Raw genomic sequence first — 11,571 nt, 5'->3', positions numbered from 1 at the left:
AATTCCGGCGTGTAGGCTGGTTTTGTTTTTGGCATGTTTGTTTTTCTTTTGTGGTTATGTCTGCACCTCCTGTCCACAAATCAGGGGTAACCTCACCCTACCAAAAGGCATTTTTGCGACAATCAACTGAACATGCTCCAAAGAATAAATCTCTTTCGTAAATGACATAACGCCCATCGTTATTTCAGAAATTGGCCATTTTCTTAAATTAAACGTTCGATTTTTTGAAATAACCAAGGCATTTAATTCAGGAACAAAGCTTTTTCTGAAAAATGAATATTTCCACATTCCAAGCCGGACGCTACGAACAACGTTTTGAATACAAGGCGTTCCTGCCTGAATTGGTTCGCCACGAATGGGAAGTCGAAGATGCCGAATTGACCGATTTGCTGGGGCGGGCAGACCGGGCGCTGGGCGAATTGAACGCCTTTGCCCAATTGATTCCCGACATCGACTTTTTTATCCAGATGCACGTGGCAAAGGAAGCCACGCAATCGGGTCGCATCGAAGGCACTCAAACAGGAATTGAAGACGCCTTCAAGGACGCGGTCGACTTGGATCCGGAGGCCAGGGACGACTGGGCGGAAGTCCAAAACTATATCCGTGCAATCAATTTCGCAATCGGGTCGCTTGACCGGCTTCCGTTTTCAAACCGCCTGCTAAAAGAAACCCATGCGGTGCTTCTGGAAGGCACGCGCGGGCGGCACAAACAACCGGGCGAGTTTCGAACCAGCCAGAACTGGATCGGCGTGAGCTTGAAAAACGCCGCCTTTGTGCCTCCCCATCATGAGCATGTGGCGGAGTTGATGAGCGACTTGGAGCAGTTGCTGAATGACAGGACGATTTTTGCGCATCCATTGGTCCGCATCGCGATCGCCCATTATCAATTTGAAACCATTCATCCTTTTCTGGATGGAAACGGGCGCTTGGGACGACTGATGATTTCCCTGTATCTGGCCGCAACGGGGTTGCTTAAAAAGCCCGCGCTGTATTTGTCCGACTATTTTGAACGGAACAAGACGGCGTATGTGGATCACATGATGGCTGTGCGTCACGGCGGCCACTTGCGGGAATGGCTGGTATTTTTCCTGCATGGGGTCGAGGAAACCGCGCGAGCCTCGGCCGGAGTTTTCCAATCCATCATCAAACTCAAGCAACGCATTGACACCGATGTGCTGCCCTGCTTCAGCACGCGACGCCTGTCAACGGCGCGCCTGCTCATGCGCCACCTTTATGCCCGGCCGGTTATTGATGTGAAAAAAGCGATGCTGGCCGTCGGCACAACCATCAACACCGTCTCCAGCATCATCAATGACCTCGTGACCGCTGGAGTTTTGACCGAAGTGACCGGTCAGCGCAGAAACCGGCTTTTTGTTTTCCGCGATTATCTCGCCCTATTCAAATGAGTGAAAACCTATTTCGAAAGCCGGGGCTCATTAATTTTTTGCATTTAATATACGCAACAAAGCCGCGAAAGGGCAACGCACGGTTCCTTCGCGGCTTTGTGTTGGCATGCGTGGATTCTCACGCGAACTCGCAATACACCGGCTCATACATCTTGGCCTTGATATCGATAGGGGCAAAAAATGTGCGGCTGATCATGCCGGACTGTTTTATATTTCGCTATTTTTTCATTAAACGAGATGCTGGATTGAGAGCGCATCAATTTCGATTTGTTCTGTAATGCTGCTGATGTTTTCCCTTTGGCTGGCATGAAGGATTTCATACTATCATCCAATCGCTACAACTGGAGGCACACGATCCCGGTTGTATTATTGGAAACGTCCTAGGAGTTGCGGTTGGCTATTATGAATCATAACGAGCCGCCCGCTTGCGCTTTTAGCGTTTCGCAACGCTCGCGCATTTTTTGCAGCGTTTCCGCCATGGTTGGGTTGCCGGCGAGGTTGTTCAATTCGTTCGGGTCGGCTTCCAGGTCGAACAACTCTTCCGTGACTGGTGTCTCGCTCGTCCAGCGGATGTATTTCCATTTGCCGCTGCGCACGCCTTCGCTGGGCGGGATCATTTTTGGCAGGGTGCGGTGCTCGTAAAAGAACTCCGTCCGCCATGCGGGCGTCTTTCCGCGTTTCTTTTTTTCGAGCAACGGACGCAGCGACACGCCTTGCATTTTTTCGGGTATTTTGACTCCGGCGTAGTCCAGCATCGTGGGCGCGAAATCTATGTTGAGGGTCATGTCGTCGATTCGTTTGGACGCGCTTTTTGCCGCGCCGCGCGGGGGCACGATCACGAGCGGCACGCGGACGCCCTCCTCATACATATACCATTTGTCCGACATGCCGCGATCGCCGAGCGCGAAGCCGTTGTCCGAGGTGAATATTATCAATGTGTTTTCCAACATGCCGCGTTTTTCGAGTTCATCGAGGATTCGCCCAACCTCCCGATCCATGCCGGTGACCAGGCGGTAAATGTCGCGCGTTGTTTCCAGCGCCATTTCGTCGGTGGCGAAACGCACGAGCCAGCGCTTGCGGCCCTCGGAGCGTTGCACCGACTGGGGCAGTTTTTTGAACGCCTCGTCCGTGGCGGTCGGGGGCGGGGCGATGGCGGCGTCCTTGTAGAGTTTCTCGTCGCGCGCGTCGGGCGGAAATTCCCTCGGGGCCTTGTCCTGCGCGTGCGGGGCCTTGAAGCCGATGTTCAGGCACCACGGTTTGTTTGCGGGAGCGGTTGATAGAAACTCCAGCGCCTGGTCGCCGATGCGTTTTGTGAGATGCTCCGGCGAGGATTTGTCGAAATACGAGAGGTTGCCCGGACGCGAGCGCCAGAAATCAAAATCGTCCGATGGCAAATGCTCCGGTTTTCTGCCGATGCCGAATTTGCCGATCATGCCCGTGTAATATCCCGACGCGCGCAGCAGGTGCGGATAGGTGCGCTGCCAGCGTTCGTGGCCGACCGGGTCGGCAAAATTCCAGATGCCGTGCGCCCTGGCGTGCTGTCCGGTAAAAATGCTTGCGCGGCTGACCACGCAAATAGCAGTGGTCACATAGGCGTTGTTGAACACGACTCCGCGCGCGGCCAGTTTGTCAATGTTGGGCGTTTGTATTATTTTGTTTCCGGCGTAGCCGAATTCGTCGAAGCGCGCGTCGTCCGCCAATATCATTAAAATATTCGGTGGTTGTTTTGATATTGCCGGGGCCGCGCCGCAATGGACGCCGCCAACCACGGCCGCGCCAAGTAATGACGCCAATGGGGTGATCGTTTTCATGTTTTTAATGGTCTTCTCTTTCGTTTGGTTAAACGGAAGCTCATTCCACCTCCGAAACAATTACGTATTTCTTGTCGGCGTCCCTAGTCATGACATACCACGGTGTTTGAGAGACATATTCTGTTTCAGCTGCGTCCTCGGCACCATCAGCAATGCGGACATGCACACTAAAACGCACTTTTTCGATATCCTCCATTCTTCCAGCCACCAGCCTAAGAAAAGCCCCTATTGTATCAACATCACCAGTAAACACAGCACTGGCTTGCGGCAGTAACACAGAAAAACTATTTGATATGTTTTTGCCATTGGCGTTTTTCTTGGCGATTTGAACATCAGAATCCATTGCCGCATGCGATAAGACCGAACTCACGTCAGATGATTTTTTCAATTTATATTGAACCTTAATGGCTCGTGAGGAACCCATGGACTTATCGCCAACAAAGGGTGAATGCCATATAATCGTATCGGAAGAAATATTTTTCAAGACACCTTTTATTATACCGTCATTAACACTCACAGAAAGCTCAGCATGAGGCCCGGCAGAGGCAGCTTTTGTTAGAACAGGCATGAATACAATGACGGCAAGAGCTATTATTATGTATTTATTCATCTGTTTGTAATCATCTGTCCGTTATAGCGTGTTCAGCAACTGCTTTGCCTCGTTGAGCCTGTCGTTCCAGCCGTCGGTTCTGGAAGCTTTGCGGAAGGCTGACAGGAGCGACTCGAAGGCCTCCAGTTTTTCGCGCGAGGTCGCGTCGCCCGCGGAGAGTTCGCGTTTTAGCAGCCTGATTTTTTCCCAGTCCTGAATGCCTTCGACCAAGCGTTCAAAGCGGATCGAGGAGCGGCATTCGGGATAGACAATGTAGGTGTCGCCCGCCGCCCAGGTGCGGAAGCGCGAGTCGCGGATGGGGGCCGCCGTCCAGGAGTTGTAGGTCCAGCGGAGCATGCCGTCGTAGTCGTGCGCGGCGGCGTGCCAGCTCAGGTAGACCGCCTCGGCGGGATCGGAAAAGGTGAAGGTGTTTGGAAACTCGGACGAGCAGCACACGTAGAAGGTCGTTGTCAGGCCCTTGGCGCGGCGCTCGAGGATGTCGGCATGGTCGATGGGGCCGAAGATCGATGCGCACATGTCCTTTATGTGGGGATATTTTTTGAAAATCTTTTTGTTGTCGGCGAGCGCGATTCCCAGCTCCGGGGCGACTTCCGCGAGGAGCGACGTGGCCGCGGCCATGTGCTCGGCGGAGCGCTCGTCCATCGCGATGTTGGTGATTTTCAGCCAGCCTTTTTCTCGCAGGTGCTTTTGGAATGCGGGCAGAAACGGCGCCCACATTTCGCGAAATTCAGGGGTGCCGGGGTCGGCCTTCACGTCCACGAATTTCCCCGTCGCGGCGTCCTTGTAGTGGAGCATGTTGTTCCAGGGGAGCATGGAGTAGCAGTTGATCATTTTGTTCACGCCGAGCCCCATCATGAATTCGACCCAGCGGTCAAAGACCTTGAAGTCGTATTCCCATGTGCCGTCGGGGTGCTTTGTCCAGATGATCATGTCGGCGTAGGCGTCGTAACATTGGTTGTTCCAGGGCTCCTTGTTCACGTTGGTGGTGATCACTTTTTGTCCCGCGTCGGCGAGCATCCGCATGAGGGGTTTCATCAGGCGGAAATGTTCGTCGCTCCACACGTCCACGCCCTGGACGCGCGCGACCGCCGCCGGGTGCTGCCACAGGTCGAGGTGATACGCCCACTCGGAGGGCTTGGGCAGCGTGCGGCCGGTCACTTCCAAATTGAGGGTGAGCGTGCGCGGCTTGACGCCGGCGCCCTTGATCTCCACGTCGGCGCGATAGCGTCCCGCCTTGGCGTCGCGTGGCACCTCGACGGTTATCCACACGGGGCGCGCGGTCTTGGCCGGAACGGTCAGCGTGGTGACTTCGTCGAGCATGTCCGCGGACAAGTGCGACGGTTCGCCGGGCTGGCGCGCGCCGCAAGGTTTCTTGCGGTTGAACTGGTCGCTCAACACGTATTTCACGAATCGCGCGCGGGCGATGTCCTTGAGCTTCGCGCCGTCCGCCGAAACAAAATCGCCGACCTTGCATTCGAGGTCCTTGACCTCCGCGGACGTCCACACGACCGCCTGCGCGGACAACTTCTCGCCCTTCCATCCGACAAGATTGTGCTCGCGCATGGGGGCACCGGCAAATGGTTGCGAGCGCGGATAGCGGGCGTCGATGCTGCCGAACGACACATTAAACCCCTCGACCGCGCTCCATGCGGCGGCTGGGGATTCGCCCGCGGGATCGGCCGGTTCGGACCAGTCGTGACTCGTGGCGGCGCGGCGGGTGGAAGGCGAGCAGGAGCAGAGTCCCGCAAGCAGCAAAACGAGGAGGCACTTTTTCATGGGATGTCGGATAACTGACGGGTTGGGAGGCGGAGGCGATTTTTTGTCATGCGGCGTTTCGGCGCGCGTGAAGCTTGCATATTTCAAGCACTTGCATCCGTCAGTCAACCCGAACCTAGCCGCGCCGCTCGCCTCCATCATTGATGCCGCGCCGGCCTCCCGTTTTTCTTGGTTGCCGCAGGCGGCTTTGCGCACGAGTTTATCGCCCGCATCATGGCCGAGACAACTCCCACACCCGCGCCCGAAACCCAACAGACGGCAGAGTCAAAAATCGCCGGCATGTTTTCACCGCGGCAACGCCGCACGCTCGGCTTTTCAATCACGCTTTTCGCCACGGCGGTGTCGGCGGTGCTTCTGATTGCCATCCTCATGCTGGTCAACCAACTGCTTGGTGTGTTTTCGGGAGTGCTCTGGCCCGTGGCGATTGCCGGGGTGCTCGCGCTCATCCTGCGTCCCGCCGTCGGCGTGCTCGAGCGCGTGTTCAAGGGGCGCCGACTGCTCGCGGTTATCATTCTCTACGCGCTGTTCATTATCCTGATAACGGCGCTGCTGATCATGCTGCTTCCGCCGCTCGCAAGCCAGCTCCTCGACTTGATCGCATACGTGCCGGAGCTGGGGAAAAATATCACCGCATACGTGCAAACCCACTGGCCCGACTGGCTCAGCCTCGCGGAGCGTTTGTATGAAAATCCCACCATCGCCTCCGTGCTGAACAACCTGCGCGACGAACTTTCGAAGCTGCCCTCGCTTGTTCTGCCCTCGCTCAAGGCGGTCAGCGCGGGCGTGTTTTCCACGATCAGCTTCACAATCCATTTCGCCGTCCTTCCGATCTACCTGTTTTTCTTCCTGCTCTCGCGCTCCGAGCCGACGGCAAAACTCGCCGAGCAGCTTCCCTTTCTCAAGCCGGGGCTGCGCGAGGACATTGTGTTTCTCGTCAACGAATTCATCGCGATCATAGTCTCGTTTTTCCGCGGACAACTCACCATCGCGCTCATCATGGGCGTGATGCTGGCGATCGGCTTCTGGGCGTTCGGGTTGCAATTCGGCGTGCTCATCGGACTCGCGCTCGGCATCCTGAACATCATTCCCTATCTCGGCACGATCACCGGAATTCTCATCACACTCCCGCTCGCGTTTTTCCAGCCCGACGGCGGCATGGTGCTCATCTTCAAACTCGCGATCGTGTATGTCGTCGTGCAACTCATCGAGTCCTGGCTGCTCACGCCAAAAATCATGGGCGACCGCACCGGCCTGCATCCGGCGGTGATCATCTTCGCGATTTTTTTCTGGGGCACCGCGCTCGGCGGCATCATGGGCATGCTGCTCGCGATTCCCTTCACCGCGTTTTTCGTGACCTTCTGGCGGTTGTTGAAACGAAAATATTTTCGACAGTCGCAGCCCGTTGCGGAAGCTAAGAATTAAGATTTGCGAATTAAGAAACAGAGCCCTCGCGCGTAATCTCCCGCTCACTTTATTTTCACCCGCCTTCTACTTTTTAAGTCTTAATTCTAAACTCTTAATTTTCCCGACATGTCCCGTCCGCCCGCACCACGTTATTGCGCCATTTGCGGCACCGAACTTTCGCCGAACGCCCGCGCGTGCCCGAATTGCGGCGCGGATGAGCGCACCGGCTGGCGCGAACAAGACCCCGCCGACGGACTCGACCTGCCGCCCGACGAGGAGGATTTCGCCGCCGCGCACTCGCGGTTCCTGACGGAGATCGGCCACGAACCGCGCAAAAGCCGCAACCGCCTCAAGCACGTTGTCATCGTTACCATCACGGCCTGCCTCGTGCTCGCGTTTCTGGCATCGATGTTCCTGCTGCGCTGAGGTGCGAGTCGCATCACTGACAATCGACAATTTCGAAATGAATCCACCGGAAGACTCTCCCGCCCAGCCCGGGCAAAACGCCGCGGATGCCGCCAATGTCCCGTCCGACAACGACGACAGCGGAGACATCGCCGCGGCCTACAAGCAGCTCCTCGTCAAAAACGAAATCGAGCAGGGCCGCGCAAACGCCCGCCGCCTTTTCTGGACGGCTATCATACTCGGCGTCGGCGTTCTCTTCGCCATCGGCACCATCATCTGGCGCTGAGCGGCCTTCGGCCTAATGAAGAATGAATAATTGATAATGTAGAATGAAAAACAGGGCACGCCATCACGCTCCGCACCATCACTCCGCGCACCTTCGCCCGCTCGCCGGCATCGATGCCATCATTGGCGCGGAAACTCCCCATTCTACATTCTTCATTATCAATTATAAATTAGCGTAGCGCAGCGCAGCGTCCACATGCCTTGGGAAATCCGCCAGTTCAAGCACGGCATTTATCTGCCGCAGATCGATTGGTGGCTCGACGCGACCAAGCCGATGCCTCGCGCCTTCGTCTCGCACGCGCATTTCGACCACTTCGCCGCGCACAAGGAAATCATCTGCACACCCGGCACCGCGCGCCTCATGCGCGCGCGTTTGCGCGGGCGCCGCGTCGAGCATCACCTCGCCTTTGGCCGGACCGAGCAGCTCACGCCCGAGTGCACCATCACGCTCCATCCCGCGGGGCATATTCACGGCTCCGCGCAATGCCTCATCGACCACGCGCAACACGGCACGCTTCTTTACACGGGCGACTTCAAGCTCCGCCCCGGACGCTCCTCCGAAGTTTGCGCCACGCCGCGCGCCGACACCCTCGTCATGGAAACCACATTTGGCAAACCCCGCTATGTGTTTCCGCCCGCCGAAAAAGTCCTCGCCGATATCATCGCCTTTTGTCGCGACACGCTTGATGCCGGCGCCACGCCCGTCCTCTACGGTTACAGCCTTGGCAAAAGCCAGGAAATTCTCAGCAGCATCGCCGAGGCGCAACTCCCCGTCATGCTCCACGAAAAAACGCTGCGCATGACCCGCGTTTACGAAAACCTCGGCCTCGCCTTTCCGCCGCACGCGCCCTTCGACGCCGACCCGCGCGCGCTTGCCGGCCACGTTGTCATCTGCCCCCCGCAATGGGAAAACTCCGCCTTTCTTAAAAAAATCCCAGCGCGCCGCACCGCCATGATTTCCGGATGGGCCGTCGACACCTCGACGATCTACCGCATGCGCTGCGACACCGCGTTTCCACTTTCCGATCACGCGGACTACAACGACCTGCTGCGCTACGTCGAACTTGTGTGCCCGCGTCTTGTTTACACCACGCACGGCGCCACCGCCGAATTCGCCGGGACTCTTCGCGGACGCGGCATCGAGGCCTGGCCGCTCGATAAAAACACCCAGCTCGATCTTTCGCTCGATTGATTGGCAACGTATTTGCCCGTTTTGCGTCAAACTAGACGCCTTCACCGCATTTGCCCGATTCGTTCTCCGCATTTTTATGAATTTTCTCATTCGCACCGCGCACATTGCCGCCGCCCTCATTATGTTTTCATTCGCCACTCCGCTCCCCGGCAACGAAATCATCGCTCTCGGCGACGGCGAAAGCATGAAGTTCCGCGTCGGCTGGGGAATCTTTCCGCACGCGGGCGAGATCACCGTCAACGCGAAAAACGAAATCATCGGCGGGCTTCCCAATATCCGCGTCACCACGCGGCTCGCCACAAGCGGCGTCGTCCGCAAACTCTACACCCTTGAGGCCACGGGCGACTGCGTCTTCGACGCGATCGACGGACGCCTCCTCGCCATCACAACCAAATCCACCTCCGGCAAAAAACGCGCGCACGCCATGGCCGTTTTCAACCACATCGCCGGCACGCTGCGCTACGACGACTTTCTCCGTCCGGAAAGAAGCGCCACGCTCCCCATTCCCAAGAGCCAGGTGATGGATCTCATCACCGCCCTTGTGCAAACGCGCGCGTGGGACATCAAGCCCGGCGACTCGCGCCCCATCACCGCCATTTTCGAGAACGATTTTTACGACCTCCTCGTCACCGCCACCGGCCACGAAAAAGTCAAAACGCCCTGGGGCGAACTCGACACGCTTGTTCTCGAACCCAAGCCCGCGCCCGGCACCACGCCCCGGGGCATGTTCAAAAAAGGCGCCACCGTGCGAGTATGGGTTTCGCAAGACGCCCGGCGCCTCCCGGTGAAATTCCAACTCGGACTCAAATACGGCACCGGCACCGCGCACCTCACCGACTACACGCCGCCGCGGAAAAAGGCTGAAAAGCTGAAAGACTGAAGGGCTGAAAACAGCTGGCCCAACCAAGCAAAACGCTCGCAATTCAGATTTCTGTTTTCCAAGATTTTCGAACCTTCAGCCTTTCAGATATTCAGTCCTTCAGCCTTTCCCGCCATGGGTCACGCCGCCTCAATGCACGCACACTCGCCCGGATCATACAGCATTTCGCTCATGATTCACGGCGCCGTCGTGCTCGCCGTGCTGCTCTCGACCTATTACCTCAGCGACGTTCGGAAAAAGCCCTCCAGCCAAATCATCGAACTCGTCGCCGGTCCCGGGGACGATTACATGGCCAGGCAAGCTCCCGCGCTCGGCGCGCCGGAAACAATCGATCAGGTTCCCGACCTGAACCTCTCCCCGCTCGACCCCGTTGTCGAACCGCCGCCACAACCAGTCGTCACCCCCGCGCCCAACGCGCCCGTCATTCCGCCGCCCAAAAAAACGGTCGCGCCAAAAACCACCCCGAAAACGGAGACGCCCCCAAAAAGAATGTCCAAGGCCGAGTTCGACAAACTCAACGCCAGCAAAAACAAAAACCTCCCATCGCAAAAAATCAACAAGGCCAAACCGCGAAAAAAAGTCGTCGCCCCAAAGATCGGCCAGGGCGTCGCCAAGGGCGTGCTCGGCGGCATCGGCAGCGGGGCCGGTGCGGGCGGCACCGCGCTCACCGCCGCGGAACGCGACCAAATGGAAGCCTATTTCGCGCTTCTTGCGCAACGCATCCGGCAGGCGCAGGAAAAACCCGAGGGCCTGAGCAGCGAGCTTGTCGTGCGCATCGAGTTTCAGGTTTACGCCAACGGCACCATTGGCGCGGTAAAAATCATCCGCAGCTCAGGCAACCGAGCCTTCGATGATTCCGTGTTGAAAGCCATCCGCACCGTGCGGCCCATTGGTCCGCGTCCGGACGGGAAAAGTGGCGCCAAAGTCGCCGACTTCCGCATGCGCGAGGAAGACTGAGCGCGAACAATAACGACGCGACGAGACCGACACGCCATGGGCACACAAACCGTAATCTCCCCCGCTCCCACGCACCACGCCGGAGCATACGGCATTTCGATGCTGATTCATCTGGCAACCGCCTGCCTCGCCGTTCTCTGCATTTACCAGTTTAAAACCACGCCTGCGACACCGCCAAACGATACGATTGAGCTCTGGCCGCGCACTCTCGTTCCCAGCGAAAACGCCCCGGCGGACATCCCGCCAATCGTCGGTCCCAAAATCAAACCACTGCCACCACTCCCGCCAGTCGCGCAGGAAACCCAACAGCAGACGGCTCAACCGCTGGGAACTCGAATGACGGAACGCGAGTTCAGGGAAAAATATGGACGCCCTCCCGTTCGTAATAACACAACCACATTCACAAAACCACCGGTTGTCCCCAACTCAATCAAACCGCCGACATTCGAAAACCTCGTCCCCGTTTCCCAACCCGCGATATTCAACGCGCCGATAAGCGCACACATCCAAAATCAAATGGATTCCTGTTTCGCGCTTCTTGCGCAACGCATCCGGCAGGCGCAGGAAAAACCCGAGGGTCTGAGCAGCGAGCTTGTCGTGCGCATCGAGTTTCAAGTTTACGCCAACGGCACCATTGGCGCGGTCAAAGTCATCCGCAGTTCAGGCAACCGAGCCTTCGATGATTCCGTGTTGAAAGCCATCCGCACCGTGCGGCCCATCGGCGACCGCCCAGATGGCCAAAGCGGAGCGAAGGTCGCCGACTTCCGCATGCGCGAGGAAGATTGAGCGACGATTCCTGTTCAATAAGTGCGCAGTCGGAATGCCGCTGGCGACGTCCGCAAACT

11 protein-coding genes are annotated in these 11,571 nt (G+C 57.4%); 8 read left to right on the top strand and 3 right to left on the bottom strand.

The genetic code is table 11. The features are described from left to right. The first annotated feature begins 272 nt into the window (after window positions 1–272). On the top strand, window positions 273–1,406 hold the full coding sequence (locus M2447_RS05470) for a Fic family protein (protein WP_277508224.1): 1,134 nt from the start codon (window positions 273–275) through the stop codon (window positions 1,404–1,406). 407 nt (window positions 1,407–1,813) lie between these two features. On the opposite strand, the gene M2447_RS05465 is transcribed toward M2447_RS05470, so the two are convergent. Genes M2447_RS05465 through M2447_RS05455 form a run of 3 tightly spaced genes read right to left on the bottom strand, consistent with a single transcriptional unit; the run spans window position 1,814 to window position 5,603 of the window. Then, window positions 1,814–3,217, bottom strand: coding sequence for a sulfatase (locus tag M2447_RS05465; protein WP_277557732.1), 1,404 nt, complete (start codon window positions 3,215–3,217; stop codon window positions 1,814–1,816). 40 nt (window positions 3,218–3,257) lie between these two features. Further along, window positions 3,258–3,827: a hypothetical protein gene (locus M2447_RS05460; RefSeq protein WP_277557731.1), complete on the bottom strand. Its 570-nt coding sequence runs from the start codon at window positions 3,825–3,827 to the stop codon at window positions 3,258–3,260. Window positions 3,828–3,848: 21 nt separating this feature from the next. Next, window positions 3,849–5,603, bottom strand: a complete 1,755-nt coding sequence (locus M2447_RS05455; RefSeq protein WP_277508220.1) for a DUF4091 domain-containing protein — start codon at window positions 5,601–5,603, stop codon at window positions 3,849–3,851. Between the two features lie 168 nt (window positions 5,604–5,771). On the opposite strand from M2447_RS05455, the gene M2447_RS05450 reads away from it, so the two are divergent. The 7 genes from M2447_RS05450 to M2447_RS05420 all read left to right on the top strand — a co-directional run bounded on the left by M2447_RS05450 (window position 5,772) and on the right by M2447_RS05420 (window position 11,512). Next, window positions 5,772–7,025, top strand: coding sequence for an AI-2E family transporter (locus tag M2447_RS05450; protein ID WP_277508219.1), 1,254 nt, complete (start codon window positions 5,772–5,774; stop codon window positions 7,023–7,025). Between the two features lie 108 nt (window positions 7,026–7,133). Beyond that, window positions 7,134–7,433: a zinc-ribbon domain-containing protein gene (locus M2447_RS05445; protein WP_277508218.1), complete on the top strand. Its 300-nt coding sequence runs from the start codon at window positions 7,134–7,136 to the stop codon at window positions 7,431–7,433. Window positions 7,434–7,470: 37 nt separating this feature from the next. Further along, window positions 7,471–7,698: a hypothetical protein gene (locus M2447_RS05440; RefSeq protein ID WP_277508217.1), complete on the top strand. Its 228-nt coding sequence runs from the start codon at window positions 7,471–7,473 to the stop codon at window positions 7,696–7,698. Window positions 7,699–7,893: 195 nt separating this feature from the next. Then, entirely contained in the window at window positions 7,894–8,889 is a 996-nt protein-coding gene (locus tag M2447_RS05435) for an MBL fold metallo-hydrolase RNA specificity domain-containing protein (RefSeq protein WP_277508216.1), read from the top strand. Between the two features lie 76 nt (window positions 8,890–8,965). Beyond that, on the top strand, window positions 8,966–9,769 hold the full coding sequence (locus tag M2447_RS05430) for a DUF3108 domain-containing protein (RefSeq protein ID WP_277508215.1): 804 nt from the start codon (window positions 8,966–8,968) through the stop codon (window positions 9,767–9,769). Window positions 9,770–9,940: 171 nt separating this feature from the next. After that, entirely contained in the window at window positions 9,941–10,726 is a 786-nt protein-coding gene (locus M2447_RS05425) for a TonB family protein (RefSeq protein WP_277557730.1), read from the top strand. 36 nt (window positions 10,727–10,762) lie between these two features. Further along, window positions 10,763–11,512, top strand: a complete 750-nt coding sequence (locus tag M2447_RS05420) for an energy transducer TonB (RefSeq protein WP_277508212.1) — start codon at window positions 10,763–10,765, stop codon at window positions 11,510–11,512. Window positions 11,513–11,571 lie beyond the last annotated feature (59 nt).

The sequence above is a fragment of the Ereboglobus sp. PH5-10 genome (assembly GCF_029504735.1).
In the GTDB taxonomy this organism is placed as follows: Bacteria; Verrucomicrobiota; Verrucomicrobiia; order Opitutales; family Opitutaceae; genus Ereboglobus.
Note: the sequence above shows the minus strand (reverse complement) of the source record. Positions and strands in the feature narration are given on the sequence as shown.

Excerpts from the sequence above, each read along its gene's own strand:
- M2447_RS05445 (WP_277508218.1), top strand. The coding sequence starts at position 7,134 with ATGTCCCGTCCGCCCGCACCACGTTATTGCGCCATTTGCGGCACCGAA.
- M2447_RS05425 (WP_277557730.1), top strand. The coding sequence starts at position 9,941 with ATGATTCACGGCGCCGTCGTGCTCGCCGTGCTGCTCTCGACCTATTAC.
- M2447_RS05455 (WP_277508220.1), bottom strand. The coding sequence starts at position 5,603 with ATGAAAAAGTGCCTCCTCGTTTTGCTGCTTGCGGGACTCTGCTCCTGC.
- M2447_RS05470 (WP_277508224.1), top strand. The coding sequence starts at position 273 with ATGAATATTTCCACATTCCAAGCCGGACGCTACGAACAACGTTTTGAA.
- M2447_RS05430 (WP_277508215.1), top strand. The coding sequence starts at position 8,966 with ATGAATTTTCTCATTCGCACCGCGCACATTGCCGCCGCCCTCATTATG.
- M2447_RS05435 (WP_277508216.1), top strand. The coding sequence starts at position 7,894 with ATGCCTTGGGAAATCCGCCAGTTCAAGCACGGCATTTATCTGCCGCAG.
- M2447_RS05460 (WP_277557731.1), bottom strand. The coding sequence starts at position 3,827 with ATGAATAAATACATAATAATAGCTCTTGCCGTCATTGTATTCATGCCT.
- M2447_RS05440 (WP_277508217.1), top strand. The coding sequence starts at position 7,471 with ATGAATCCACCGGAAGACTCTCCCGCCCAGCCCGGGCAAAACGCCGCG.
- M2447_RS05420 (WP_277508212.1), top strand. The coding sequence starts at position 10,763 with ATGGGCACACAAACCGTAATCTCCCCCGCTCCCACGCACCACGCCGGA.
- M2447_RS05465 (WP_277557732.1), bottom strand. The coding sequence starts at position 3,217 with ATGAAAACGATCACCCCATTGGCGTCATTACTTGGCGCGGCCGTGGTT.